This window comes from Streptomyces sp. ISL-96, assembly GCF_018614035.1.
GTDB lineage: Bacteria > Actinomycetota > Actinomycetes > Streptomycetales > Streptomycetaceae > Streptomyces.
In genome coordinates this window covers 1-25,754 of the sequence record NZ_JAGGPA010000032.1, presented here as the reverse complement: position 1 = coordinate 25,754, position 25,754 = coordinate 1, and the positions used below count along the sequence as shown (strand labels likewise).

The 25,754-nt window shown below is 71.1% G+C and carries 20 protein-coding genes and 1 pseudogene; 8 read left to right on the top strand and 13 right to left on the bottom strand.

Annotated features, from left to right (window positions below):
* The first annotated feature begins 48 nt into the window (after window positions 1–48).
* Window positions 49–2,300, top strand: a pseudogene (locus J7E96_RS20990) (germacradienol/geosmin synthase).
* Between the two features lie 79 nt (window positions 2,301–2,379).
* Here the strand turns inward: J7E96_RS20990 and lepB are convergent.
* Together lepB and J7E96_RS20980 are read right to left on the bottom strand one after the other, a co-directional pair.
* Complete coding sequence (gene lepB / locus J7E96_RS20985; RefSeq protein WP_308296067.1) at window positions 2,380–3,102, bottom strand: signal peptidase I; 723 nt, start codon at window positions 3,100–3,102, stop codon at window positions 2,380–2,382.
* A gap of 34 nt (window positions 3,103–3,136) precedes the next feature.
* On the bottom strand, window positions 3,137–3,637 hold the full coding sequence (locus J7E96_RS20980) for a hypothetical protein (protein ID WP_215133197.1): 501 nt from the start codon (window positions 3,635–3,637) through the stop codon (window positions 3,137–3,139).
* Between the two features lie 90 nt (window positions 3,638–3,727).
* On the opposite strand from J7E96_RS20980, the gene J7E96_RS20975 reads away from it, so the two are divergent.
* Together J7E96_RS20975 and J7E96_RS20970 are read left to right on the top strand one after the other, a co-directional pair.
* A complete protein-coding gene (locus J7E96_RS20975) occupies window positions 3,728–4,108 on the top strand; it encodes a PadR family transcriptional regulator (RefSeq protein ID WP_215133196.1) in 381 nt (126 codons plus the stop codon).
* A complete protein-coding gene (locus J7E96_RS20970) occupies window positions 4,098–4,730 on the top strand; it encodes a hypothetical protein (protein ID WP_215133195.1) in 633 nt (210 codons plus the stop codon). Before J7E96_RS20975 ends, J7E96_RS20970 begins: the two co-directional genes overlap by 11 nt.
* On the opposite strand, the gene J7E96_RS20965 is transcribed toward J7E96_RS20970, so the two are convergent.
* The 5 genes from J7E96_RS20965 to J7E96_RS20945 form a co-directional block, all read right to left on the bottom strand.
* The gene (locus J7E96_RS20965; RefSeq protein ID WP_215133194.1) at window positions 4,656–4,901 is read right to left on the bottom strand and encodes a DUF397 domain-containing protein; all 246 of its coding nucleotides are present in this window, start codon (window positions 4,899–4,901) and stop codon (window positions 4,656–4,658) included. The two genes, J7E96_RS20970 and J7E96_RS20965, sit on opposite strands and share 75 nt — an antisense overlap.
* A 77-nt stretch (window positions 4,902–4,978) precedes the next feature.
* The gene (locus J7E96_RS20960) at window positions 4,979–6,145 is read right to left on the bottom strand and encodes a thiolase domain-containing protein (protein WP_215133265.1); all 1,167 of its coding nucleotides are present in this window, start codon (window positions 6,143–6,145) and stop codon (window positions 4,979–4,981) included.
* Window positions 6,145–7,185: a thiolase domain-containing protein gene (locus J7E96_RS20955; protein WP_215133193.1), complete on the bottom strand. Its 1,041-nt coding sequence runs from the start codon at window positions 7,183–7,185 to the stop codon at window positions 6,145–6,147. The genes J7E96_RS20960 and J7E96_RS20955 overlap by 1 nt, the downstream gene beginning before the upstream one ends.
* A complete protein-coding gene (locus J7E96_RS20950; RefSeq protein WP_215133192.1) occupies window positions 7,185–8,129 on the bottom strand; it encodes a Zn-ribbon domain-containing OB-fold protein in 945 nt (314 codons plus the stop codon). Before J7E96_RS20950 ends, J7E96_RS20955 begins: the two co-directional genes overlap by 1 nt.
* A 26-nt stretch (window positions 8,130–8,155) precedes the next feature.
* Window positions 8,156–8,962: a crotonase/enoyl-CoA hydratase family protein gene (locus J7E96_RS20945; protein ID WP_215133191.1), complete on the bottom strand. Its 807-nt coding sequence runs from the start codon at window positions 8,960–8,962 to the stop codon at window positions 8,156–8,158.
* Window positions 8,963–9,122: 160 nt separating this feature from the next.
* Here J7E96_RS20945 and J7E96_RS20940 point away from each other — a divergent pair, with 160 nt between their 5' ends.
* A complete protein-coding gene (locus tag J7E96_RS20940; RefSeq protein WP_215133190.1) occupies window positions 9,123–10,751 on the top strand; it encodes an acyl-CoA synthetase in 1,629 nt (542 codons plus the stop codon).
* 48 nt (window positions 10,752–10,799) lie between these two features.
* On the opposite strand, the gene J7E96_RS20935 is transcribed toward J7E96_RS20940, so the two are convergent.
* A complete protein-coding gene (locus J7E96_RS20935) occupies window positions 10,800–11,582 on the bottom strand; it encodes a PepSY domain-containing protein (RefSeq protein WP_215133189.1) in 783 nt (260 codons plus the stop codon).
* Window positions 11,583–11,703: 121 nt separating this feature from the next.
* Window positions 11,704–12,150 carry an SRPBCC family protein gene (locus J7E96_RS20930; protein ID WP_215133188.1) on the bottom strand — a complete coding sequence of 149 codons (447 nt, stop codon included), beginning with the start codon at window positions 12,148–12,150 and terminating at the stop codon, window positions 11,704–11,706.
* 80 nt (window positions 12,151–12,230) lie between these two features.
* On the opposite strand from J7E96_RS20930, the gene J7E96_RS20925 reads away from it, so the two are divergent.
* Window positions 12,231–13,772, top strand: a complete 1,542-nt coding sequence (locus J7E96_RS20925; protein ID WP_215133187.1) for an ATP-dependent DNA ligase — start codon at window positions 12,231–12,233, stop codon at window positions 13,770–13,772.
* A gap of 19 nt (window positions 13,773–13,791) precedes the next feature.
* Here the strand turns inward: J7E96_RS20925 and J7E96_RS38495 are convergent, their stop codons facing one another.
* The gene (locus J7E96_RS38495; RefSeq protein WP_215133186.1) at window positions 13,792–18,363 is read right to left on the bottom strand and encodes a HEAT repeat domain-containing protein; all 4,572 of its coding nucleotides are present in this window, start codon (window positions 18,361–18,363) and stop codon (window positions 13,792–13,794) included.
* 151 nt (window positions 18,364–18,514) lie between these two features.
* Here J7E96_RS38495 and J7E96_RS20915 point away from each other — a divergent pair, with 151 nt between their 5' ends.
* Complete coding sequence (locus J7E96_RS20915) at window positions 18,515–18,712, top strand: DUF4236 domain-containing protein (RefSeq protein ID WP_214972726.1); 198 nt, start codon at window positions 18,515–18,517, stop codon at window positions 18,710–18,712.
* A gap of 1 nt (window position 18,713) precedes the next feature.
* Here the strand turns inward: J7E96_RS20915 and J7E96_RS20910 are convergent, their stop codons facing one another.
* Both J7E96_RS20910 and J7E96_RS20905 read right to left on the bottom strand, forming a co-directional pair.
* Window positions 18,714–19,088 (bottom strand): DoxX family protein, encoded by a 375-nt coding sequence (locus J7E96_RS20910; RefSeq protein ID WP_215133185.1) that lies wholly within the window; start codon window positions 19,086–19,088, stop codon window positions 18,714–18,716.
* 167 nt (window positions 19,089–19,255) lie between these two features.
* Window positions 19,256–20,137, bottom strand: coding sequence for an alpha/beta fold hydrolase (locus tag J7E96_RS20905; RefSeq protein WP_215133184.1), 882 nt, complete (start codon window positions 20,135–20,137; stop codon window positions 19,256–19,258).
* A gap of 144 nt (window positions 20,138–20,281) precedes the next feature.
* Here J7E96_RS20905 and paaK point away from each other — a divergent pair, with 144 nt between their 5' ends.
* A complete protein-coding gene (gene paaK / locus J7E96_RS20900; protein ID WP_215133183.1) occupies window positions 20,282–21,571 on the top strand; it encodes a phenylacetate--CoA ligase PaaK in 1,290 nt (429 codons plus the stop codon).
* On the opposite strand, the gene J7E96_RS20895 is transcribed toward paaK, so the two are convergent.
* Complete coding sequence (locus J7E96_RS20895) at window positions 21,540–23,099, bottom strand: acyl-CoA synthetase (RefSeq protein ID WP_215133182.1); 1,560 nt, start codon at window positions 23,097–23,099, stop codon at window positions 21,540–21,542. The genes paaK and J7E96_RS20895 overlap by 32 nt on opposite strands.
* Window positions 23,100–23,300: 201 nt before the next feature.
* Between J7E96_RS20895 and J7E96_RS20890 the strand changes: the two genes are divergently transcribed.
* On the top strand, window positions 23,301–25,697 hold the full coding sequence (locus J7E96_RS20890; RefSeq protein ID WP_215133181.1) for a penicillin acylase family protein: 2,397 nt from the start codon (window positions 23,301–23,303) through the stop codon (window positions 25,695–25,697).
* Window positions 25,698–25,754 lie beyond the last annotated feature (57 nt).

Here is a 25,754-nt window from a genome sequence, read left to right as displayed (position 1 = left end):
GTCCGCGCCCACGGTGGGTCGCGGACGTCCTGGAAAGGCCCGACGTACATGGCACAGCAGCCCTTCACACTGCCGGACTTCTACGTTCCGTATCCGGCGCGGCTCAATCCCCATGTCGACGAGGCACGTCGGCACACGAGGGAGTGGGCACGCCGGATGGAGATGCTGGAGGGCTCCGGCATCTGGGAGGAGCGCGACCTGGAAGCCCATGACTACGCGCTGCTCTGTGCGTACACCCATCCCGACTGCTCGTCCGAAGTGCTGGCGCTGGTCACCGACTGGTACGTGTGGGTCTTCTTCTTCGACGACCACTTCCTGGAGACCTTCAAGCGGACCCTGGACCGCGAGGGCGGGAAACGCTACCTCGACCGGCTGCCGGCCTTCATACCGATGGATCTGGCGGACGGCACTCCGGAGCCGGAGAATCCGGTCGAGGCGGGGCTCGCCGACCTGTGGGCGCGGACCGTGCCCAGCATGACGGGCGCGTGGCGGAAACGGTTCGCCGAATCGACCAGGAATCTGCTCAACGAATCCCTGTGGGAACTCTCCAACATGGACGAGGGGCGGATCGCCAACCCTGTCGAGTACATCGAGATGCGCCGGAAGGTCGGCGGCGTTCCTAGTCGGCGGGGATCGTCGAGTTCGCGTCGAACGCCGAGGTCCCGGCGTCGGTGGCCCACTCGCGGGCGCTAGGCGTGCTGCGCGACGCCTTCTCGGACGCCGTACACCTGCGCAACGACCTCTTCTCGTACCAGCGCGAGGTCGAGGACGAGAAGGAGAACAGCAATGGCGTGCTGGTACTTGAGCATTTTCTGGGGTGTACGACGCAGGAGGCGGCCGAGGCCGTCAACGATCTGCTGACGTCACGGCTCCAGCAGTTCGAGAACACCGCGCTCACCGAAGTCGGGCCGCTCTGCGCCGAGAAGGGCCTGAGCCCCGCCGAGACCGCCGCCGTACTGGCGTACGCGAAGGGGCTGCAGGACTGGCAGTCGGGCGGGCACGAGTGGCACATGCGATCCAGCCGGTACATGAACGGCGGCGGGGCGGCGGCCAGGGCGGCCGCGCCGGCCGCGCCCGGCGAGAGCGGCTGGGGCATGGCGGCGGCGACGATCCACTTCACCGCGCGGGCCGAGGCGGCGCGCCCGCGTCGGCACACCCATGTGCCGTACCAGCACGTCGGTCCGTCCATCGTTCCTGATCTGGACTTTCCGTACGCGCTTCAGCTCAGTCCGCACCTGCCGGGCGCGCGGGAGCGGAACATCGCCTGGGCGCGGCGGATGGCCATGCTGGAGCCGGTGCCGGGGCGGCCGGCGTCTCAGATCTGGGACGAGCGGCGGGCGCGCAACTTCGACCTGCCGCTCTGCTCGGCGGGCCTGCACCCGGAAGCGACGCCGGAGGAACTGGATCTGTCGTCGAACTGGCTGACCTGGGGAACGTACGGGGACGACCTGTACCCCGTGATCTACGGGCGCACCCGCGACCTGGCCGGGGCCCACGCGGCCAACGAGCGGCTGAGGCTCTTCATGCCGCTGGACGGGGAGCCCGCGCCGGAGCCGTCCGACCCGATGGAGCGGGGGCTGGCCGACCTGTGGGAGCGGACGGCGGGGCCGATGGACGAGGCTTCGCGGCGTACGTTCCGCAAGGCGGTCGAGGACATGATCGCGAGCTGGGAGTGGGAGCTGGCCAACCAGGCGCTGCACCGCATTCCCGACCCGGTGGACTACATCGAGATGCGGCGGTTCACCTTCGGCGCGGACATGACGATGCGGCTGTGCCGGCTGTCGCACGGGGACCGGGTGCCCGACGAGATCTACCGGAGCGGCCCCATCCGCTCGCTGGAGAACTCCGCCGTCGACTACGCCATGCTGTTGAACGACTTTTTCTCGTACCAGAAGGAGATCGAGTACGAGGGCGAGGTGCACAACGCCGTCCTGGTCGTGCAGAACTTCTTCGGGGTCGACTATCCGACCGGCGTCGACATGGTGCACGAGCTGATGAAGGGCCGGATGGAGCAGTTCCAGCATGTCATCAAGGTCGAACTGCCCATCCTTTACGACGACTTCGCGCTGAACGCCGAGGCACGCGACGTACTCGACGGGTACGTGCGTGAGCTTCAGGACTGGATGGCCGGAATCCTGAACTGGCACCGGGAGTGCGTCCGTTATCGCGACGAGGACCTGCGGGGCGGCACCGGCGGCACGAGCGGCGCCACGTGGCAGCTGAGCGGCCCTACGGGGGTGGGGACTTCGGCCGCGCAGATCGTCACCCTGCTGGGCAGGCCGGCCGCGGCGCACGCGTAGCTCCGACCGGCCTGCCGCCGGTGAACAGGCCGCTGTGTACGGCCTGTTCACCGGCGGCGCCGGAAGACTGAGGGCGCGGTCAGGGTCGCGCGTCGATGCCCGTCTGACCGAAGGTGGCGGGCACCGGCAGGTTGTCCAGCCGGCCGAGCGGCCAGGCGACCACGACCGCGCGCCCCACCACGTCGTCCACCGGCACCATGCCGGCGCCGGGCTCGTGCTGGTGGTAGCGGGAGTCGCCGGAGGCCTGCCGGTGGTCGCCCATCACCCAGATGTGACCGGCGGGCACCGTGACCTTGAACTGGCCGCCGTCGTCCGTGCTGCACGCCGTGTTCCCCGGGAAGACGTACGGCTCGTCGAGTGCCTTGCCGTTGACCTTCAGCGGGCCCGTGCCCTCGCACTCCACCGTGTCGCCGCCGACTCCGACGACCCGCTTGATCAGGTCCTTCTCCTCGGCGGACGGCATCAGCCCGATGAAGCTGAGCGCGTCCTGGACGACGTTCGTCCGCGGGATCGGCTCATTCTTCAGCCACTCGCCCGGGTCGTGGAAGACAACGACCTCACCGCGCTGCGGCTCGGAACCGAACCACGGGGTCAGCTTGTCGACGAGGACGCGGTCACCCTTGAGAAGGGTGTTCTGCATGGAGTCCGAGGGGATGGAGAAGGCCTGCAGCAGGAACGTCTTGATCAGCAGCGCCAGCAGCAGCGCGATCCCCACGAGAAGCGGGAACTCTTTCCAGAAGGGGCGCTGCTTCTTCACTTTCGAATGCCGGGCTTGCTGCGTGTCCGGTGCCCCGACTGCCACATCTCCCACAACCACTCCTCGCCTCACAGGGTCCTCAGCCCTGCTGGAACAGCTCCGCGGGCAAGGGCTTCAGCAGCGCGTACAGGTCGTCGGTGATCGGCCGGTCCCAGCTGGCGATGGTGACGAGCACATTGTCGCTGCGGTCGAACTGTACGCAGGAGATGCGGGTTTCGGAGAGTTTGATACGGCGCACGATCAACAGATTGTCACCCTGCATGACCGGCATGTCCTCGCTGCCGGTCACCTCGACGGGCTCGTCGTTCTCGAGCGCCAGGAGCAGCTGCGCCACCTCGAAGGGCACCTGGCCCTCCTCGAGCTCCCTGGCGGGCGAGCCCTCCGGCAGGTTGCCGATGATCATCGCGGGGCCCCGGCCGCCGAACAGGTCGTAGCGCAGGAAAACACCCTGGCAGCTGCCGTCGGGCGCGGGCAGCAGGCCCGCTCCGAGGTTGCCCGGCCAGTCGCCCGGATCCATGGCCAGGACATCGAATTCCGGGCCCGCGGGCGTGGCGGAGGGGCGGCGGCGGAGGAAGGACATGCCGCCATGGTACGTGGCCCGGGGGCCCTTCCGGCGTCGGGGCACGGCAGTGTCTTGCGGCGCAAGGTAGCGGCGACTATCTTGTACCGCATGACAGAGAAGCCGCCCGCCGCCGCAGGTGACCAGCGGCGCAGTCAGCTGCTTCGTGGCGTGCTCGACCTGTGCCTGCTGGCGCTGATCGCAGAGCGGCCGCGTTACGGCTTCGAGTTCGTCGAAGCGCTGGCCGCGAGCGGGCTCGACCTGGTCAGTGAGGGCAGCATCTATCCGCTGCTCGCCCGGATGGAACGAGCGGGTCTCGTGGAAACTTTCCGCGCCCCTTCGGCCACCGGCGGCGCGCCGCGCAAGTACTACCGGCTGACCGACGAGGGGCGGGCCGAACTGACCGTCGGCCGCTCCGCCTGGCGGCGCTTCTCCGAAGCGGTCGGGCGGACCTTGAACCACGACCCGGGGGAAACACACCATGACGCGTGAGCACGTACTGGCCATATGCAGGAGCAACTGGGAGTTCCGAGGCATCGACGACGTCTCCGTACGCGAGATGCTCGACGAGCTCTCCGCGCACCTGGACGACGCCGCGGCGGCCGGGCGCGGCGCGAAGGATGTCGTCGGCCAGGACGTGAAGTCCTTCGCCGCCGCGTGGGCGCGGGCGCGCAAGCCGCTGCGTCAGCGGGCTCTGCGCATGGTGGCGCTGATCCCGTGCGTCTTCGCCCCGATGCTGCTGCTCTCCCACCTGCTGCACTGGTCGTACGAGCGGCCCGTCATCCCGAGCCGCCTCATCCTCTGCGCCGTGCTCGCGATGGTCGTGGTCACCTGGGAGACGCGGCGAGGGAGCCTCGGGTTCAGGAAGCTGTTGCTCGTCCAGCTGCTGACCGGGCTCTCCGCCGCCTTCCTCACGGCCTGGCTGACCGGCGACGATCCGCTAATCGAACTGCCGCTGTGGGTGCCCCTGCTGATGATGGTTCCCGGTCTGCCGTACCTCGTGGCCGACCATCGGGCCGACTCGAAGAGCTCAACAGGCTCAGGTCAGGTCGAAGGCGCCGGCCCGCGCGTTCAGGACGAAGGCTCGCCACTCGGCCGGGTTGAAGATCAGTGACGGGCTGCCGGGGGCCGTGGCATTGCGCATCGCGATGAATCCCTCGACGAACGCGATCTGAACGTCGCCCGCCCCATGACTGCCCGACTGCCAGTCCGCTTTGCTCAGGTCCAGTTGCTCCGGCTTGTCCCAGCCCGGAAACCGCCGCTGCGCAGTGATGCTCTCGGCCACGTCCCTGCTCCTCCCGGTTCGTCGTCCGCCGGTCAGCCTAGCGATCGTCCCCGCCGACGGACAGGCCGCGGCGGCTCTCAGCCGGCGGGTGGTTCGGTGCCGACCAGCCACATGGAGAAGAACTGGGCGCCGCCGCCATAGGCGTGGCCCAGGGCCCTGCGGGCGCCGTCGACCTGGTGCTCTCCGGCCTGTCCGCGCACCTGGAGGGCGGCCTCGGCGAAGCGGATCATGCCGGAGGCGCCGATGGGGTTGGTGGACAGGACACCGCCGGACGGGTTCACGGGCAGGTCGCCGTCGAGTTCCGTGGCGCCGGACTCGGTGAGCTTCCAGCCCTCCCCCTCGGCGGCGAAGCCCAGGTTCTCCAGCCACATCGGCTCGTACCAGGAGAAGGGCACGTACATTTCGACGGCGTCGATCTCCCGGCGCGGATCGGTGATGCCCGCCTGGCGGTAGACGTCGGCGGCGCAGTCCTTGCCCGCCTGCGGGGAGACGAAGTCCTTGCCGGCGAAGAGGGTGGGTTCGCTGCGCATGGCGCCGCCGTGCACCCAGGCGGGCGGGTGCGGCGCGCGGGCGGCGCCGGCCCGACCGGTGAGGATCATCGCGCACGCGCCGTCGGAGGAGGGACACGTCTCGGAGTAGCGGACCGGGTCCCAGAGCATCGGGGAGGCCTGGACCTTCTCAAGAGTGATGTCGGGCTCGTGGAGGTGGGCGTAGGGGTTCTTGAGGGCGTTGCGGCGGTCCTTGTACGCGACCAGGGAGCCCACGGTGTCGGGTGCGCCGCTGCGACGCATGTACGCCCGGATGTGCGGCGCGAAGAAGCCCCCGGCCCCGGCGAGCAGCGGCTGCTGGAACGGGACGGGCAGGGACAGGCCCCACATCGCGTTGGACTCGGACTGTTTTTCGAAGGCGAGGGTGAGGACCGTGCCGTGGACGCGGGCGGCGATCAGGTTGGCGGCGACCAGCGCAGTGGACCCGCCGACGGAGCCCGCCGTGTGGACGCGGAGCATGGGCTTGCCGACGGCGCCCAGCGCGTCCGCAAGGTAGAGCTCCGGCATCATGACGCCCTCGAAGAAGTCGGGGGCCTTGCCGATGACGACGGCGTCGATGTCCGGCCATGTCAACTGGGCATCGTCCAGGGCCCGCTGGGCGGCTTCGCGTACGAGACCGGCGATGGAGACGTCGCGGCGGGCGGCTACGTGCTTGGTCTGGCCGATGCCTACGACGGCGACGGGCTCCTTGGTCATCATTCCCCCTCCAGGACGGCGACGAGGTTCTGTTGCAGGCAGGGCCCCGAGGTGGCGTGCGCGAGCACCCGGTCGGACTGTCCGCGGTGGATACGGGCCGCTGCCTCGCCGAGCCTGATGAGTCCGGCCGCCATGACGGGGTTGGCGGCGAGCGGCCCGCCGGACGGGTTGACGTTCACGTCACCGCCGAGTCGCAGGGCCTTGCGCAGGACGACCTCCTGGGAGGTGAAAGGCGCGTGCAGTTCGGCGGTGTCGACGGGCCGGTCGAAGGCTCCGGCGCGCTCGGCCGCCTGCCGGGCCGACGGGGAGTCGGTGAGGTCGCGTACGCCCAGGCTGTGCGCCTCGATGCGGTGGTCCATGCCGCGGATCCAGGCGGGCCGCTCGCACAGCCGGCGCGCGGTGTCGCCCGCGGCCAGGATCACCGCGGCCGCGCCGTCGCCGATGGGCGGGCAGTCGCCCGTACGCAGCGGCTGTACGAGGTAATCACCTGCGGGGACGGCTCCGCCGAGCTGGGCGTGCGGATTGGCCGAGGCGGCGCTGCGGCTGCGGGCCGCGACCGCCGCGAGGGCGGGCTCGTCCGTGTCGCCCGCGTCGATCAGCGCCCGCGCCTGGAGAGCGGCGAGGGACACGGAGTCGGGCCAGAGGGGGGCGACGTAGTACGGGTCGAGCTGGCGGGTGAGTACGTCGCGGAGCTCGCCGGGCGAGGACTTGCCGTACGCGTAGACGAGCGCGGTGTCGGCCTCGCCGGTCAGGAGCTTGACCCAGGCCTCGTAGAGCGCCCAGGCGCCGTCCATCTCCACATGGGACTCGGAGATCGGCGGCCAGGCGCCGACGCCGTCGAGGGCCATGGTGAAGGAGAAGGCGCGGCCCGCGAGGTAGTCGCACGATCCGGAGCAGGTGAAGTCGATGTCGCTGGTCTTCAGGCCGGTCCGCCCGAGCACGTCGTGCAGCACCGGCATCAGCATCTCGACTTCGGAGAGCTCGTCGGTGCGGCGGAGGTGATCCGTCTGCGCGAAGGCCACGATCGCGATCTCGCGCATCAGATCAGCTCCTTGTACGCGTCGTAGTCTGCGTCCGGTTCGCCGGTGGGCCGGTAGTGGTCGGGGTAGCGGCCGCCCTCGGTCCACACCGGCTCGACGCGCAGCCCCATCCGCACCTGGTCGTACAGGAGGCCGCCGATCCGGCCGTGCAGGGCCAGGTCGGCGCCGTCGAGTGCGATGTGCCCGTAGACGTACGGGACTTCGATGTCGAGATTGCGCGCCTTGATGTTGACGATGCAGAAGGTGGTGACGGTGCCGCGCGGGCCGACCTCGACCCGCTCGGCGGTCGCGATGCCGCAGGTGGGGCAGGCGCCGCGGGGCGGGACGTACACCTTGCGGCAGGAGGGGCAGCGCTCGCCGACGGTGCGCTGCTCGGCGAGCGCGTTGATGTAGTCGGTGGGGGCGCGGCCGGGGCTGTACGTGTAGTCGAGGCGGGCGGGGGCGGTGATGCCGGTGACGGGGTCGGCGAAGCTGCCGTCGTGCGGGGCCGCCGGTCCGCTGTTCTCGCTCTCGTACGGCTCGAAGCAGGCGATGTCGGTGATGGCGCCCGTGCATTCGGCGGCCCACCGGATACGGACGCGCATTCCGGTGCGTACGGCGTCGGGGCCCGGCGCGTCCAGTACGTGCAGGAGGGCGGTGTCGGCGCCGTCGAGCTTCACCAGGACCCAGGCGAAGGGGGTGGCGAGGGGCTGGTCGCGGCGCGGGGCCGGGTTCCAGGCCCAGGTGGTGACGGTGCCGGTGGGGGCGACTTCGACCAGGTCGCGGATCTCTTCGGCGGTGACCGGGTCGTACTCGACGGGCGGCACGAGGACCCCGCCGCCGGCGGTCTTCACGCCGAGGACGGTGCGCTCGCGAAGGCCGGTGAGGAAGGCGCTCTGTACGGGGCCGAGGGAGCGGGTGAAGGGGAACTCGACCACGAGCGGGGCACTGAGGACTTCGGGCATGTACGGCTCCTTCTCAGGCTTCCTTCTCAGGCGCGCCGGTAGAGGGGATCGCGCTTCTCGGCGAAGGCGCGGGCGCCCTCCTTCGCGTCGGCGGTGTCGAAAATGGGCCAGCCACGCTTGAGTTCGGCGGCCAGGCCTTCGGTTTCGGTCATCTCCGCCGTCTCGTACACCGACGCCTTTATTGCCTCGACAGCGAGCGGGCCGCAGGCATTGATCTGCCCGGCGATGGCGAGGGCCTTGTCGAGAGCGGTGCCGTCGGGGACGACATGGCCGACGAGTCCGATGCGTTCCGCTTCCGCCGCCGGGTACGGGCGGCCGGTGAGCAGCATCTCCAGGGCGTGCGTGCGCGGGATCTGGCGCGGCAGGCGTACCGTCGAGCCGCCGATGGGGAACAGGCCGCGCTTGGCCTCGAAGAGGCCGAAGGTGGCGCTTTGTCCGGCGACGCGGATGTCGGTGCCCTGGAGGATCTCCGTACCGCCCGCCACGCAGTACCCCTCGACGGCGGCGACGACCGGTTTGCGGGGGCGGTGGTGGCGCAGCATCGCCTTCCAGTGGAGGTCGGGGTCCGCCTTCATACGGTCGCGGTACTGGTCGCCGCCCATCCCCCGGTCGCCCGCGAGGGCTTTGAGGTCCATCCCGGCGCAGAAGTCGCCGCCCGCGCCGGTCAGCACGACGGAGCGGATCTCGTCGTCAGCGTCGGCGGCGAGCCAGCCGTCGTACAGCCCTACCAGCATCGGCAGCGACAGCGCGTTCTTCGCCTCGGGCCTGTTCAAGGTGAGCACCAGCGTGGCACCTTCGCGCCGCACGGTGAGGTGTTCTGTACCGCCACCCATGTGACTGCCTCCTGTCTCAGGAACGAGAACAGGTTGCAGTAGGGCGGCGCCCACTTCAATAGCTTTCTGACAGTCAGTCAGATTTATCGGGCGCAGCCCCTTCCCACTTGTGGCGCCCTTTGCTCTGATGAGAATTCCGCAGCCTGGGTCAGGAGGAACGGTGGAGTACAACCTTGCCGACCTGTTCGAGTCGGTCGTCGACGCGGTCCCGGACCGTGAGGCGCTCGTGTACGCCGACCATCCCGGTACGGGCGCGGAGCGCAGGCTCACGTACGCCGAGCTGGACGCGGCGGCCAACCGCATCGCCCACCATCTGATCGAAGCGGGCGTGAAGCCGGGGGAGCACCTGGGGCTGCACCTCTACAACGGCATCGAATACCTCCAGACCGTGCTGGCCTGCCTGAAGGCGCGGGTCGTTCCCGTGAACGTCAACTACCGCTACGTCGAGGAGGAACTGGTCTACCTCTACCGCGACGCGGACCTGGTGGCGCTGGTCTTCGACGCCGAGTTCACCGAGCGGGTCGCGGCCGCCCTGCCGCGGACGGACAAGCTCCGGCATCTCGTACGGGTCGGTACGCCGGCCGGCGGCACGCCGGAGCCCGCGGTCCTGCCGGTGCCCTTCGCGGAGGCCGAGGCGTCGGGTGCGGCCGGGCGGGGGTTCGGGCCGCGCTCGACCGACGACCAGTTCATCATCTACACCGGCGGCACGACCGGCATGCCGAAGGGGGTGATGTGGCGCCAGGAGGACCTGTTCTTCGCCGGGCTCGGCGGCGGCGCGCCGACCGGGGAGCCGGTGAAGTCCCCGCAGGAGCTGGCGGAGCGGGTGGCGGCCGGCGGCGACGGAATCACGTTCTTCCCCACTCCCCCGCTGATGCACGGCACGTCGACGCTCACCGCGTTCATCGGGTTCTTCTTCGGCCAACGCGTGGTCATCCACCGGAAGTTCGCGCCGCAGGAGGTGCTGCGTACGATCGAGAAGGAGAAGGTCACCAGCGTGTCTCTGGTCGGCGACGCGATGCTGCGGCCGCTGATCGACGCGATGAACGGCCCGATGAAGGGCACTGACTGCTCATCCCTCTTCAGCGTCTCCTCGTCGGGCGCGATCATGTCGGAGACGGTGCGCGAGGAGTTCCAGGCGCTGGTGCCGAATGTGATGCTGCTGAACAACTTCGGGTCCTCGGAGTCCGGCTTCAACGGCACGGCGACGGACGACTCGGGTCCCGGCAAGGGGTTCAGGCTGCGCGTCAACTCCCGTACCGCCGTGGTCGATCCGGCGACGTACGCCCCGGTCGCACCCGGCGAGGTGGGCCGGATCGCGCAGCGCGGGCATGTCCCGCTGGGCTACTACAACGACCCGAAGAAGACCGCCGAGACGTTCTTCGAGGCGGGCGGCGAGCGGTGGGTGCTGCTGGGTGACATGGCCACGGTCGACGAGGAAGGCATCGTCACCGTGCTCGGCCGGGGCTCGCAGTGCATCAACACGGGCGGCGAGAAGGTGTACCCGGAGGAGGTCGAGCAGGCGCTCAAGTCCCATCCGGATGTGTACGACGCGCTGGTGGCCGGGGTACCGGACGACAAGTGGGGCAATCGGGTGGCGGCCGTGGTGCAGCTGCGCGAGGGCGCGGACGCCCCCGGCCTGGACGCCATCCAGGCGCACTGCCGGACCCGGCTCGCGGGATACAAGATCCCCCGCCAGATGGTGATCACCCCGGAGATACAGCGCTCGCCGAGCGGTAAGGCGGACTACCGGTGGGCCCGTACCGTCGCGGCGGGCTCCGGGGGCCGTTAGGGCCGCCTGGCCGCCCACCGCGCCCGAGTGGGGTGGGACGCGACCGCGTCAGTCGCGGTCCACGTCCTCGCTCAGGACCTCGCCGGTCGTCGCGTCGATGTCGAACGTGGACTTGTTCCAGTCGTCGGTGGTCACTACCTCGACGGACCAGATGACGTCACCGCTGTCGGCGTCATCCAGTTCCATGGAGGTGACCGTGCCCTTCTTCCGGTCGGTGGCGGCCTTGGCCACCTGCTCCGGAGACTGCTTGATCTTGGTGAGCCATTCGGCCCGTTCCGCCTTGTCGTCGGCGTCCTGACCCGCGTCGGTCCGCGTCCGGATCACGTCACCGGACGCGGCGTCGATGCGGACGGTGTGCTCCGTGCCGTCCTTCTCGGAGACCTCCGCGACCCATACCGACCGCTGGGCGCCGGGGCTCGGGCTGGGACTTGGGCTGGGACTTGGGCTCGGGCTGCCTGTGGGGCTCGCCGTGGGGCTCGCACCACGGGCCGCACGCTTCAGCTCGATCGACAGGAGCGTGCTTCCCGGCACCTCGCCCACCGCCGTGGCGGCCGCCTTCTCGGCCGTCACCCTGGCGGTCGGGACCAGGTCCTTGCGCGCGGCCTGGTCCTCGGTGAGCCGGGGGGAGCCCGTGGGGCTCGGCGAGGGGGTCGGCTGTACGTCCGGCTGCCCGGCGGCGGCGCGGGCCGTCTTGTCGTCGCCGCTGTTCCCGCAGCCGCTGAGGAGCGCGGCGGCCGCGGCGGCGGCCGCGACGTACAGGACGCCGGCAGTACGGACACGCCGGGCACGCGGGGTGCCGGCGCGGTGCACGTGAATGGGCTGAAGGTTCATGACCGCACGATTAACCTCCCGGCCGCCCTCGCATGTCGGCCGACCGCAAGAGTCACCCGATCGCACGGCCGTTCGCCCTCCCGGCCCGGCGGTGGAGAAGGCGGGCGGTCCGGCAAGGCGGTTATCGGCCGGGCCGGTAACCGATCAGGCCCTTGACCGCCCGGCCGAAGACCAGTCGGCCCGCGCGCTCGATCACCCCGTCGAGCGCCCGGGGAAGCCCCCGCAGCCGCAGGTCCTCGGTCCAGACGACCACGGCCCCGCCCGGAGCCGGGCGTACGTCGATCTCGGCCCACCCGAGAACCACCGCGCCCCGCTTCTCCAGCCGGCAATGGCCTGAGCCGCCTCTCTCCGGCGGATCCCAGGCCACGACCTCCATGCGGTCGTCGAAGCCGAGGCGCCCCAGGCCCGTGCGGGCCACGAGCACCGTCCCCGCGGCCGTCGGCGGCGGGGTGGTGACGGTGATGCGGGTGAGCGGGACCTGGGCGGCGTGGTCTTCCCACACGGTCAGGCGCCGCCATGCCTCGTCGACGGAGAGCGGCGTTCGGCGTTCGATACGGAAGAGGGCCACAGCCCGACCTTAGGGCTGAGGGGGCGGGGTGGCGGGACGGCGGGACGGCGGGACGGCGGGCAGCGTTGCAGGATGGAGGCATGCTGCTGGCCACACTCGCCCGCGTCTCGCGGGAGATCGCCTCGACGTCCGCGCGCTCGCGCAAGACCGCGCTGCTGGCGGAGCTCTTCCGCAGCGCCGGGCCCGACGACGTACCGATCGTGATCCCCTATCTGGCGGGCCGCCTCCCCCAGGGGCGCATCGGGACCGGCTGGAGCCTGCTGCGGGAGCCCGTCACGCCCGCCGTCGAACCCACGCTGACCGTGCGTGAGGTGGACGACGCGCTGACCGCGTTCGCGGGCGTCGCCGGGCCGGGCGCGCAGGCGCAGCGGCGGCGGCTGGTGCGGGAGCTGATGGGGGCGGCGACCGACGAGGAGCAGCAGTTCCTGTTCGGTTTGCTCACGGGTGAGGTGCGGCAAGGGGCGCTGGACGCGCTGGCGGCGGAAGGGCTGGCCGCGGCGGCGTCGGTGCCCGCCGCCGATGTGCGGCGGGCGGTGATGCTGGGCGGTTCGCTGGTGACCGTCGGTCAGGCGTTGCTGGCCGGAGGGCCCGCGGCGCTCGCGGAGTTCAGCCTTCAGGTCGGCCGCGCCGTGCCGCCGATGCTGGCGCATCCCGGGCAGAGCGTCGGTGCGGCGGTCGGCAAGCTGGGGCCGTGCGCGGTGGAGGAGAAGCTGGACGGCATCCGGGTGCAGGTGCACCGCGACGGCACCCGGGTACGCGTCTTCACCCGCACCCTGGACGACATCACGGACCGCGTACCGGAACTCACCTCCGTAGCCGCCGACTTGACCGGTGATGCGTTCATTCTCGACGGCGAGGTCATCGCGTTCGGCCCGGACGGCAGGCCGCTCCCCTTCCAGGACATCGCGGGCCGCGTCGGCTCCCGCCTCGACGTGGCGGCCGCGCGGGAGGCGCTTCCCCTGGCCCCCGTCTTCTTCGACGTACTGGCGCTCGACGGCGAAGTCCTCCTGGACCTGCCCTACGCGGACAGGTACGAGCGGCTGGCACGGCTGGTGCCCGGTCCGATGCGCGTACGCCGGACGGTGGTGACCGGCCCTGACGACGCGCCGCAGGCCGAGGACTTCCTGGCGCGGACGCTGGAGCGCGGCCACGAAGGGGTGGTGCTCAAGGCGCTGGACGCGCCGTACCAGGCCGGGCGGCGCGGCACGTCGTGGCTCAAGGTGAAGCCCGTCCACACGCTCGACCTGGTGGTTCTGGCCGCCGAATGGGGGCACGGCAGGCGGACCGGCAAGCTCTCCAATCTGCATCTCGGGGCACGGCGGCCCGACGGTACGTTCGCCATGCTCGGGAAGACATTCAAGGGCCTCACCGACGCGATGCTGGACTGGCAGACGCAGCGGCTGCTGGAGCTGGCGATCGGTGACAACGGCCATGTGGTGACGGTACGTCCACAACTCGTCGTCGAGATCGCGTACGACGGGCTTCAGCGGTCCACGCGCTACCCGGAGGGTGTGACGCTGCGTTTCGCGCGCGTGGTGCGCTACCGGGAGGACAAGCCGGCCGCCGAGGCGGACACGGTCGAGACCGTGCTGGCGACGGGTCCGGTGCGGGCCCAGGACTGAACGGCCGTACTCGGCTCGCCTAGGGCCTGTCGTCGGCGGACGTGATCCGGGTGAGGAGGGCCGTATAGAGGGACCGTTTGTCGGGGCGGGCGTGGTCGGCGGCGTGTCTGAGAGCAGGGACGACCGACGTGCCCATCCGGGTCAGTCCCTCGCGTGCCGCCTTGCGGACGACGGGATGTGTGTGCTGGAGCATGTCGATCACGGTGGGGATCGCGGGTTCCCAGGCGGCGTGGCAGAGCGTCCGGATGGCCAGGCGCGCCACGTCGGGCTGGGCGTCGTCCAGCAGGACCGCCGTGTGGTGCAGGTGGGCCGGCCGGTCGAGCATCGCCCGCGAGGTCCGGTGGGCGTGGAGACGGACCTTGGGCCTCGGGTGCTTCAGCAGCTCACCGATCAGCAGCCGCAGCGCGGGGTCCTGGTCCGGGCCCGGCCCGTGGTGCTCCTCGGCCAGGCGGTTGAGTGCGCGGCGTATCTGCTCGGCGTCGCCTGTCCGGGCCAGGTGCAGGAGGTCCTTCCGGGACGGACGGTCCGCAGGGCCGGGCGCCGTTCGTGCGCGCTCGCGCAGCTCCGCCAGCACGGCGGCGTCCCGCTGTTCGGCGTCGGGGCCGCGCAGCGGGCCGTCGACGAACCGGAGCCGGTCCGCCAGGTCGTCGCGACCTTCTGCGCGCAGCCGCCGGTTGACCCGGTCCAGTTGGGGAGTGCGCAGCACCGGACGGCCGGCGAGCAGGTCCAGGAGCCCTCGGGCGCCCGCGTCGAGGCGATCGGCAAGGGCTGCCGCCAGCGTGTCAGCAGGGACACCGTGCAGGGCTTGTCCGGCTTCCGGGCGGACGGCGGGCGGGCCGTGCTCCCACCATCGCAGCAGCAGGGGCAGGAGCGGCCGCAGGGCCTCCGGGTCGTCGAGTCGCCGGGCCGCGAAGGTCACCCTGTCGGGCAGGATGTCGTCGCTCCTGAGTTCCGTCTCGCTGAAGGTGTTCAGCGTTCGGGCCAGACCGGCGTCGACGGGCACGGTGGCACGGCCGCGGAGAAACGCTCGCAGCACGTGACGGGCGATCTCGGGCTCCGGCCACTTCGCGAGCGCCAGGGCGGCGGCGTCCCGGCGGTCCGGGGTCGCGGCGTCCAGCATGGCCAGCAGACGCTCCCGCTGTGCGCCCGAACGTGGCTGGTCGAGATCGTCAATGTGCACGACTCGCGGCACCGGTGTGCCGGGGGTCTCCGTGATGGTCCAGGGCGGTGCGTCGAGGGGCTGAAGAACCGTCATCCAGTCGAGGAGAGCGTCGCGGACGTCCGGACCGGCGGCCGCATAGGCGTCGATCAGGGCGCTCAGCCGGTCCCGGGAGCCCGGAGCGCCGTCGACTGCGGCATCGCGGCGGAATTCCTCCAGGCCGGCGGGCGTACGTACCGCTTCCCTCAGCCGGGTCCGCCATGCCTCGGCCTCGGCCTCAGGGTCTGTCCCGGCAGGAACTGGTGGGCGCGGGACGGCGAAAGCGTCGCGCAGTACGGCCGTCTCCGCCTGCCACGGGTTGGCGCCGAGCCGTACGGCGGCCAGGGCCCGGTTGAGGTCGGTGCGGACCAGTACCGCGCCACAGCGTCGCAGCAACGGCACAACGGACCGGCCGCTGGCAGCTTCGGCGGGCAGTGCGCGTACCGCGTCCGCCACCGACAGCTTCTCGACGGCCGGCAGGATCGGCGCGACCGCTTCGAGTAGCGCGACGAGGTCGTGACCGTTCCCGCCCTGGGCGTCGCTGAGGCCGTTGAGCAGGACGTGAACGAACCTGGCGAAGGTCGCCAGTTCGCCGGCCGACCGCGGTGCGGGGCAGAGCCGGAGCGTGAGCTTCAGTACACGGCTTCGTACGGTGGGCGCGGAGGCCGCCAGGCGCAGCCAGTCCGCCAGCATGGGCCGCAGTTCCCGGAGGCGGTCGGGGTGCGGCGGCTCGTGGCGCTCCGCGATGCGCAGCGCGACCGAGGGGTTCCAGCCTTCGGTCAGCAGCGACGTGACTTCGGGGTCCGTTCCGTTTGTGTCCGGTGCAGGCTCGGGGTCCGGCTGCGGTTTCCGGGCCGCGGGTACGGTGATGCCGTGTCTGGCCAGCGGTATCGCCAGATCCGCGACCGTCCCGGAGGCGAGAGCCACCCGCCCGGCCGCCACCAGGGTGAGCAGCGTCGGTGCGACCGGTGACGCCTGGCTGTCCAGAGCGAGAACCGAACGCGCCGGCAGTACGCCGTCGAGGCCGGCCAGGAGCAGTTCGCGCGTGCGGCTGTCCTCGCCGCGTTCTGCGGCGGCGAGGAGGGTCGCGGCGTATGCGGCGCCGAGGATGCCACGCAGCGCTTTGACGAGTGTGGCGCGCAGGCCCGGATTGTCGTGGTGCCCGAGCCAGAAGAGCAGGGCGGGCGCCGCCGCCGATGTGCCCGCCTGGGCCAGGACCTCGGCGGCGGTCTTTTTGACGTTCATGTTCGGGTGGTTCAGACACGCGGCGATCGCGGCCGAGGCCCAGCCGGCCCGCGCATGACCGAGAGCCAGGAGCGCCTGGCGTACGGTCTGGATGTCGCGGGCGGCGGTCAGGGTGATCAACGTCGCCGACAAGGCCCGGGCATCGTCTCCCGTGGTGTCCTGGGCGAGCAGCGCGATGACGCGCTTGCGCACATGCCGGTCATGGGAGCGCAGCAGTCGGTGCACACGCGGGCGGGTGCGCGGGCCGGGGGCGGCTAGCAGCATGCCGAGCAGAATCGACTGCTCGGCGCCGGACAGCCCTGGCCGGTCCAGCAGATCCAGCGCCACGCTCGCGACGAGGGCGTGACCGGCCTCCGGCACATCGGCGGCGTCGAGCAGGCAGGACGGTCTGATCTTCCCCCGCTCGTGGAGGCGGCAGCCCAGTGCGTACAGGGCGTCAATCACCTCCTGAGGCACCGCGGGTTCGCCGGCCGGCTCTCCACCGGCGGGCGGGCGGGTGCCTGCGCCGCCCGGCTCCGAGGCTGCCGCCAGCTCGCGCACAACGGCGAGCAGCAGGTCGGCGATGAGCGGCAGCGTGCCGGCGCCGCCGTGGGCCGCCAGCCTGCACAGGGCCTCCGCCGGTTTGTCCGGGTCCAAGTGGGAACTGAGGAGGGCCAGTTCCCGTTCGTCGGGGGCGCCCAGGTCGGTGGCGATGCGGGCCGGGAGATCGGCGGGGTCGAGACGGACGAGGATGCGGTGCCGCTGGTGCGGATCGTGACTCAGATGCCACAGGACCTCAAGGGCCCGGTTCCGTACGGCGCGAAGGTGCGGCACGATCATGCACTCGCCCGCGGCGGGGTACGGCGCCCCGTCCGGCGGCAGGCCGAGCCCTTCGGCCAGCGCCGTAACCGTCCGGTGCCCGCCCATGGCCTCCAGGGCGTGCAGGGCCGCCAAGGGGGCCGAGGGCAGGAGAGCGATCACGGCTTCTTCGGCATCGGCGTGGCGCAGCTGACGGATGGCGTCGAGAAAAGGACCGGGTGAAGGTGACAGGGGAAGCAATCGCGTGATTTCCTCCCCGATCGGCAGTTCCCCCGGCCCCTGCCCGGCGAGGGCGACCAGCAGGGCGAGCCGCCGGGGCCAGCTCGGATCGTCGGCGGCCACGTCCACCAGCACCCGGAACATCACCTGACGGCAGGTGAAAAGGACCGTCGCGATGTCGTCCGGGGCGATCGTGTGGTCGGCGAGCGCCAGGCCGACGATGGACGGGACGGCCTGGTCGTCCGGGAAGTGCCCGCGCCGGTGGAGACGGCGCAGGCAGGTCACCGCCGGCCCGCCGAGCAGCAACGGGTCCCGTGCGGCGACGGTCGCCAGTTCACGGATGTCGCCGCGTTCGGCCAGGTCACCGAGCAGTTCCAGGGCCCGCCGCCGAAGACGTGGCGGCAGGTCCGGATCCCCGACAGCCTGCCGCAGTACGTCACGGTGACCGTGATGGGCAGCGGCCGCGAGCGCGGCGTCGGCTACTCCGGGACGTGTGGCCGCCTGGCTGGGGGCGAGAAAGGGGGACAGGAGTACAGGCGGCAAGGGGTGCTGCGCGGCCCATGGCTGGGTGAGTTCGCCCAGTGCGGCGGCCACGACTTCGGCACTTTCGGCGCCGAGCAGGCCGACCAGGTGTTCGCGGACCAGCGCGGGGGCCAGCAGTCCGGCGTGCAGCCCCTGCCGGGCCAGGCGCAGCGCATCGGCCTGGAGCACGGGGTCGCCGCTGCCCGCCAGTTCGGCCACGAGGCGGGTGGGCCGGTGCGCACTCGTGATGCTCGCCTGCCGCACGGCCTGGTAGAGGAGTTCGCCGGGAGGCTCCTGCCGCACCACCGCCGGTTCGTTGAGCAACTCGGCGCGCAGCCAGGCGATCCGTACCTTTACCGGCGATTCAGCCGTACGCCACCCCAGCGCGGGCGGTCCGCCGATGCGGGACCCCAGTCGCTCGTACAGCCCGGCCAGGGCGAGCGCCGCCTCCGGCGGCTCCACCATGGGGCCCGCCATCAGCCCCGCCAGTTCAGCGAGTTCCCGCTCGTCGGGCGTGCGGCCCGACGCCACTCGTTCTGCCAGCAGGACGAGACGCCGGACGACGGCCGGGGGGCGGGTTTCGGCGGGTTCGTCCGTCGGCGTGGTCACGGTCGGATACTAAGCAGGCCAGTTTCCGTTCCACCAGCGAGATTTGGCGGGCAGGCAGGGCGGGCGGGGGTGGCATGGCGCGGGCCGGACGGGAAACCCGTACAGCAACGCATCCCATCCAATCCCCTCCCATCCCACAAGGACGTCACACATGCCGATCACATTCCGCAAGAGCTTCCGGATCCTCCCGGGCGTGCGGCTGAACATCAACCGCCGCTCCTGGTCCATCACCACCGGCGGCAGGAACGGCCCCCGGCGCACCACCAGCAGCACGGGCCGCCGCACCACCTCGGTGGATCTGCCCGGCCCCTTCGGCTGGCGCAAGACCACGCGCACGCACCGGCGCTGAGTCAGCGGGCGGCGTCCCGCCCCACCTTGGCGGCCCAGAGCACCAGCGGGACCTGGAGCGGGAGCCGCGCGTAGGCGAGGGCCCTGAGCGGGGCGGGCTTGTGGCGCCAGTCGTACGCCATCTTCACGTTGGCCGGGAAGACGCCCGCGAAGAAGCACGCGGCGGCGACGGCGCTGACCTGCCGCGTACGGGGCACAGCCAGACCCGCCGCCAGCAGCAGCTCTGCGACGCCGCTCGCGTGCGTCCACGCGCGGGGGCTTCCCGGCAGCACCTCGGGCACGATCGCGTCGAACTGCTTGGGCGCCACGACGTGGGCGGCGCCCGCCGCGGCGAGGAGACCCACGAGAAGACGCGCGGAACGGTCGGTGGCGGTCAAGGTGAGCCTCCTGGGCGGTCGTGGCAGTCCGGCAGCATGATTATTACCAGTCGGTACGCGGCATTGCTAGACATCCCGTCAGTAACAGTCGGCCGTCTTGAGCTCCGCGAGGAACGCCCGTACGTCGTCGCGCATCCGGGGGTACGTGTAGCTGCCCGGCCAGTCGCTCACGCGATCCGGATGCCGTTCACCCGTACGCTCCGCAGCCCGGCGTCGAAGAAGGCGCCGACCGTACGGGCGAACCAGCCCGGGTCGTCGAGCCACGGAAAGTGCCCGCCGCCGGGCTGGACCGCCAACTCGGCGTCGGGGAAGAGGGCGGCCATCTCGGCGGCGCGCTCCGGGGTGGGCACGCCGTCGCGTTCCCCGGCGAGCACGAGAACGGGCGCCGCGAGCGCGGCGAGCGCGGTGCGCGTCGCCGGCGGATCGAAGGTGCTTTCCGTGGCGAAGACCGTTGCCGCCGCCTGGTTGAGCTGCTGCGGGCTTGCCGCGGCGTGCGCCCGGGCGGCCGCGTCCCAGCGTCCGTAGAAGAAGGGGTACGCCGAGCCGGGCGTGTCGACGCCGCGCAGTTGTGCGTCGAGGGCGGCGTACGCCTCCTCGAACCACGGCTCTCCCTTTCGCATCCGCGCCGCCGCCAGCCGGTCCTCGGCTGTCACCGGCACCCCCGCGGCCCACGCGGTCGGCGTGACGAGCGCCAGGCGGCGGACGCGGCCGGGGTGGGCGGCGGCGTACAGCATGCCCAGGTTGCCCGCCGCCGAGTGCGCCAGTACGTCCATGCTCTCCAGGCCCAGATGCTCGCGCAGCGCCTCGACGTCGGCGACCAGCCGCTCGCAGCGGTACGTCGAAGGGTCGGCCGGGACGGCGGAGCCGCCGGTGCCGCGCAGGTCGAGGAGGACGAGCTGCCGGTGCGCGGAGAGTCCTCCCAGGTCACCGAGGTAGGCGGAGGCGCGCATGGCGCCGCCGGGGAGGCAGATCAGCGGCTCGCCCTCACCCACGAGGTGGTAGGCGAGAGTTGTCCCGTCGTGCGCGGCGAATGTTCGCGTGGCCGTCATGCCCAAGATCATTACAACTGCCGGGCGCTCAAAGCAATGCTCTCCTCTTGACGCCCGACCGGCCTCCTGGATTACTGGCTCCACAGAAGATCGACCGAATGATCGGTTGTCCGGTCGGTACGGGAGAGTCATGGAGAGTCACTTATGACGGTTCTGCTGGACGCCGCGGAGGAGCTCGGCCGCGAGGAGCTCGGCGCTCTGCAACTGGAACGGCTGCGGGCGACTCTGCGACACGCGTACGAGAACGTCCCGTTCTACCGGCAGTCCTTCGACAAGGCCGGACTGCGTCCCGACGACTGCCGGTCGCTCGCCGACCTCGCCCGCTTCCCCTTCACCGTCAAGACCGATCTGCGTGACAACTACCCCTTCGGCATGTTCGCCGTACCGCAGTCCGACATCCGTCGCATCCATGCGTCGAGCGGTACGACGGGCCGCCCGACGGTCGTCGGGTACACCGAACGGGACCTGGACATGTGGGCCGACATGGTCGCCCGCTCGATCCGCGCGGCGGGAGGCCGCCCCGGCCACAAGGTGCATGTGGCGTACGGGTACGGCCTGTTCACCGGCGGCCTCGGCGCGCACTACGGGGCCGAGCGCCTCGGCTGCACCGTCATCCCGGCGTCCGGCGGCATGACCGCGCGCCAGGTGCAGCTGATCCAGGACTTCAGGCCCGAGGTCGTCATGGTGACGCCCTCCTACATGCTGACGCTGCTCGACGAGTTCGAGCGCCAGGGCGTGGATCCTCGTACGACATCCCTCAAAGTCGGCATCTTCGGTGCCGAGCCGTGGACCGAGGAGATGCGGCGCGAGATCGAGGAGCGGTTCGCGATCGACGCCGTCGACATATACGGGCTGTCGGAGGTCATCGGTCCGGGAGTGGCCCAGGAGTGCGTGGAGACCAAGGACGGTCTGCACATCTGGGAGGACCACTTCTACCCGGAGGTCGTCGACCCCGTCACGGGCGAGGTACTGCCGGACGGCGAGCAGGGCGAGCTGGTCTTCACCTCGCTCACCAAGGAGGCCATGCCGGTCGTCCGTTACCGCACCCGAGACCTCACGCGGCTGCTCCCGGGAACGGCGCGTCCCGGCTTCCGGCGGATGGAGAAGGTCACCGGCCGCAGCGACGACATGGTCATCCTGCGCGGAGTGAACCTCTTTCCCACCCAGATCGAGGAGATCGTGCTGCGTACGCCCGGCGTCGCCCCGCACTTCCAGCTGCGGCTGACCCGCGAGGGCCGGATGGACCGGCTGACCGTACGGGCGGAGGCGCGGGCGGCGGCCACCGGGGATCAGCGGGCAGCAGCCGAGGCGGCCATCGCGACCGCCGTGAAGGACGGCATCGGGGTCTCGGTCGGGGTCGAGATCGTCGATCCCGAGACGCTGGAGCGGTCGGTGGGCAAGCTCAAGCGGATCGAGGATCTGCGGACGAAGTGAACGAACCGAAGCGGTCCCGCAGCTCACGCTTGAGGATCTTCCCGCTGGCGTTGCGCGGCAGCTCGTCCACGAACAGCACCCGTTTCGGGGCCTTGAAGTGGGCGAGCTTCTCGCGGGCGTACGCGAGGAGTTCGGCCTCGGTCACCTCGCCGCGCGGCACGACGACGGCGGTGACGGCCTCGATCCAGCGCTCGTCGGGGAGCCCTACGACCGCGGCCTCCGCTACGCCGGGGTGGGTGTAGAGCGCATCCTCGACCTGCCGGGAAGCGACCAGCACGCCACCGGAGTTGATGACGTCCTTCACTCGGTCGACGACGGTGAAATACCCCTCCACGTCCCGTACGGCCAGGTCGCCGGAGTGGAACCAGCCGTCACGGAAGGCCTCGGCGCTCTCCTCCGGCTTGTCCCAGTACCCCTCGCACAACTGCGGTGAGCGGTAGACGACTTCGCCCGCCGTACCGTCCGGGACCTCCTTGCCGCTCTCGTCGACGACCTTCGCCTCGACGAACATGACGGGCCGCCCGCACGACTCCATCCGCCCCTCGTGCTCGTCGGGTCCGAGGACGGTGGCGAGCGGGCCGATCTCGCTCTGCCCGAAGCAGTTGTAGAAGTCGAGCCCCGGAAGGCGCGTACGCAGCCTTTCCAGTACGGGTACGGGCATGATCGACGCCCCGTAGTACGCCTTGCGCAGCGCCCCGAGGTCGCGGGTGGCGAAGTCGGGGTGGTTGGAGAGGCCGATCCATACGGTCGGGGGCGCGAAGAGGCTGTCGGCCCGTCCCGCTTCTACGAGGTCGAAGATCTGTGCCGCGTCGGGCGCGTCAAGGATGGTGCTCTCGGCGCCGACAGCCAGGTACGGCAGCAGGAACACATGCATCTGCGCGGAGTGATAGAGCGGCAAGGAGTGCACGGGCCGGTCCGCGGCCTTCAGATCCAGGGCGGCGATGGCGCTGACGTACTCGTGCACGAGCGCCCGGTGGGTCATCATGGCGCCCTTGGGCAGGGCTGTGGTGCCGGACGTGTAAAGCAACTGGACCAGGTCTTCGGACCGCGGGGCCCGTTCGGGCGTAAACGGCTGCGGTGTGTCCAGCGCGCGCAGCAGTGAGTCGTCCCTGTCACCGTCGCCGCCGTCGCCGTCGCCGTCGCGTAGGAGGCGTACGGGAAAACCCTCCGGGACGCGGCCGGCCAGGTCCGGGTCGGTGAGGACCAGTGCGCTGCCCGACTGGCCGAGGATGTACGCCAGGTCCTCACCGGTGAGGTTCTGGTTCACCGGGACGTGGACGAGGCCGGCGCGGGCGCAGGCGAGGAAGCCGATCAGGTACGCGTCGGAGTTGTGGCCGTACGACGCGGCCCGGTCGCCGGGCCGCAGGCCCTGGGCACTCAGCCACGCCGCCGCGGTGGACACCGCCGCGTCGAGTCCGGCGTACGTCCAGGTGCGGCCGGAGTACCGGAGCGCGGTGCGCTCCGGGGTCCGGCGGGCGCTGCGGCGCACGATCCCGTCGACTGTGCTGCTGCGTACGTCTGTCGTCATGGCGCGATCCTGGGTCGCGGCGCTGACCGGGGTCAAGGGGCTGAACGGGCCTGGACGGCCCTGGACAGGACGGGATCCGGCTGGATACCGAACGGGATGTTGACATGAGCGCGCCCGGCTGCGTGCATGGACCAATCACTCTGCCAACCACTTTGCCCACACTGCCAACCACCTTGCACCGCAGTCCCTTTGGGAGACACGTTGCACCTCCGCACCCGCCTGAGACAGCTCACACTCACCTCAATAGCCCTCGTCACGGCCGCGGCCGGGCTGCCACCGGCCACCGCCGGAGCCAGCGATGCCGCGTCCCGTGACCGGCATCCCTCGTCCGGCGGACTGTCCGCCCTCATCCGCTACACGGAACACGGCATTCCGCACATCGTGGCCAAGGACTACGCGAACCTCGGCTTCGGCACCGGCTGGGCCCAGGCCGCCGACCAGGTGTGCACGCTCGCCGACGGCTTCGTGACCGTGCGCGGCGAGCGCTCGCGCCACTTCGGCCCGGACGCGGCGCCCGACGGCTCACTGTCGTCGGCCACCAAGAACCTTTCCAGCGACCTGTACTTCGCCGGGGTACGGGACGCCGGCACGGTCGAGAAGCTGCTCGCCACGCCCGCCCCCGCCGGTCCCAGCCGGCAGATCAAGGACTCGATGCGCGGCTGGGCCGCCGGGTACAACGCGTGGCTCAAGCAGAACCGCATCACCGACCCGGCCTGCAAGGACGCCGACTGGGTACGCCCGGTGACACCGCTGGACGTCGCCAGGCGCGGGTTCGCGGTCTCCGTCCTGGGCGGCCAGGGGCGCGGCATCGACGGCATCACGGCCGCGACGCCGCCGGGCGCCGCGCCCGTCGGCGCGGTCGATCCGGAGCGGGCGGCTGGTGCGGCGCGCGAGATTTTCGCCTCCGACAAGGCCGACATGGGTTCCAACGCCGTGGCGTTCAGCGGCAAGACGACCGCCAACGGGCGCGGACTGCTGCTGGGCAATCCGCACTACCCCTGGAAGGGCGGGCGGCGCTTCTGGCAGTCGCAGCAGACCATTCCGGGCGAACTGAACGTCTCGGGCGGCTCGTTGCTCGGCACGACCGTGGTCAACATCGGCTTCAACGACAAGGTGGCCTGGAGCCACACCGTCGCGACGGGCGTCACGCTCAACCTCCACCAGCTGACGCTGGATCCGGCCGACCCGACGGCGTATCTCGTGGACGGCAAGCCGGAGCGTATGACGAAGCGGACGGTGTCCGTGCCGGTCAAGGGCGGGGCCCCGGTCACGCGGTCCCAGTGGTGGACCCGCTACGGGCCGGTCGTCACCGGGCTCGGCCCCTCGCTGCCACTCCCCTGGTCGGCGACGACGGCGTACGCCCTCAATGACCCGAACGCCGCCAACATGCGGGGCTCCGACACCGCGCTCGGCTTCGCCAAGTCCCGCTCCACACGCGACATCCAGGAGACCCTGCGCCGCGTGCAGGGGCTGCCCTGGGTGAACACCGTCGCGGCGGACTCCGCCGGGCACTCGTTCTTCAGTCAGTCGCAGGTCCTGCCGAGGATCACCGACGAGCTGGCGCAGCGCTGCTCGACGACGCTCGGGAAGGTGACGTACCCGGCGTCAGGGGTCGCCGTACTGGACGGGTCGCGCACGGACTGCGCGCTGGGCTCGGACAAGGACGCGGTGCAGCCGGGGATCTTCGGCCCGTCGAAGATGCCGACGCTGGGGGACGCGCCGTACACCAACAATTCCAACGACAGCGCCTGGCTGACCAACGCGGACCGTCCGCTGACCGGTTACGAGCGGATCTTCGGCACGGTCGCGACTCCCCGCTCCATGCGCACGCGCGGAGCGGTCGAGGACGTGTCGGCCATGGCGGAGAAGGGCGGGCTGACGGTCGGCGATCTCCAGCGGCAGCAGTTCGCGAACCGGGCGCCCGCGGGTGACCTGGCGGCGGCCGATGCGGCGAAGGGGTGCACGGCGCTGGCGGCGGACCGTCCGGATCTGCGGGACGCGTGCGAGGTTTTGGGGCGATGGGACAGGACGGTGAACACGGGCAGCAGGGGCGCGCTGCTCTTCGACCGGTTCTGGCGGAGGCTGGTGGCGTCCGTGTCTCCGGCGCAGCTGTGGAAGGTGCCGTTCTCCGCGGCTGATCCGGTGCGTACGCCGAATACCCTCAACACGGCCGCACCCGGCTTCGAGACCGCCCTAGCCGGCGCGGTGGCGGAGCTGAAGGCGGCGGGCATCACGCTCGACGCACCGCTGGGCAAGCACCAGTTCGTCGTACGGAACGGGAAGCGCGTCCCACTCCACGGCGGCACGGAGTCGCTCGGCATCTGGAACAAGATCGAGCCCGTCTGGGACTCCGCGGGCGGCGGCTACACGGACGTGACGACCGGATCCAGCCACATCCAGGCAGTGGGCTGGGACGGCGGCCGGTGTCCGGTGGCGCGCACGCTGCTCACCTACGCGCAGTCGTCGAACCCGTCTTCGCCGTACTACAGCGATCAGACCGAGCTGTACTCGGGCGAGCGCTGGGTAACGTCCCGGTTCTGCGAGAAGGACATCCTCAGGTCACCGGAGCTGCGGGTGGAGCGCGTGCGAGAGCGCTGACGGCACGACGTTGCATGGCGAGGGGCCCTCACCGGTGCGGACGCTGTTGGTTTATTC

Excerpts from the sequence above, each read along its gene's own strand:
- J7E96_RS20950 (WP_215133192.1), bottom strand. The coding sequence starts at position 8,129 with ATGCCCGAAGTCCTCAGTGCCCCGCTCGTGGTCGAGTTCCCCTTCACC.
- J7E96_RS20915 (WP_214972726.1), top strand. The coding sequence starts at position 18,515 with ATGCCGATCACATTCCGCAAGAGCTTCCGGATCCTCCCGGGCGTGCGG.
- J7E96_RS20970 (WP_215133195.1), top strand. The coding sequence starts at position 4,098 with ATGACGCGTGAGCACGTACTGGCCATATGCAGGAGCAACTGGGAGTTC.
- J7E96_RS20960 (WP_215133265.1), bottom strand. The coding sequence starts at position 6,145 with ATGACCAAGGAGCCCGTCGCCGTCGTAGGCATCGGCCAGACCAAGCAC.
- J7E96_RS20975 (WP_215133196.1), top strand. The coding sequence starts at position 3,728 with ATGACAGAGAAGCCGCCCGCCGCCGCAGGTGACCAGCGGCGCAGTCAG.
- J7E96_RS20980 (WP_215133197.1), bottom strand. The coding sequence starts at position 3,637 with ATGTCCTTCCTCCGCCGCCGCCCCTCCGCCACGCCCGCGGGCCCGGAA.
- paaK (WP_215133183.1), top strand. The coding sequence starts at position 20,282 with ATGACGGTTCTGCTGGACGCCGCGGAGGAGCTCGGCCGCGAGGAGCTC.
- J7E96_RS20895 (WP_215133182.1), bottom strand. The coding sequence starts at position 23,099 with ATGACGACAGACGTACGCAGCAGCACAGTCGACGGGATCGTGCGCCGC.
- J7E96_RS20925 (WP_215133187.1), top strand. The coding sequence starts at position 12,231 with ATGCTGCTGGCCACACTCGCCCGCGTCTCGCGGGAGATCGCCTCGACG.
- J7E96_RS20955 (WP_215133193.1), bottom strand. The coding sequence starts at position 7,185 with ATGCGCGAGATCGCGATCGTGGCCTTCGCGCAGACGGATCACCTCCGC.
- J7E96_RS20935 (WP_215133189.1), bottom strand. The coding sequence starts at position 11,582 with ATGAACCTTCAGCCCATTCACGTGCACCGCGCCGGCACCCCGCGTGCC.
- J7E96_RS20905 (WP_215133184.1), bottom strand. The coding sequence starts at position 20,137 with ATGACGGCCACGCGAACATTCGCCGCGCACGACGGGACAACTCTCGCC.
- J7E96_RS20945 (WP_215133191.1), bottom strand. The coding sequence starts at position 8,962 with ATGGGTGGCGGTACAGAACACCTCACCGTGCGGCGCGAAGGTGCCACG.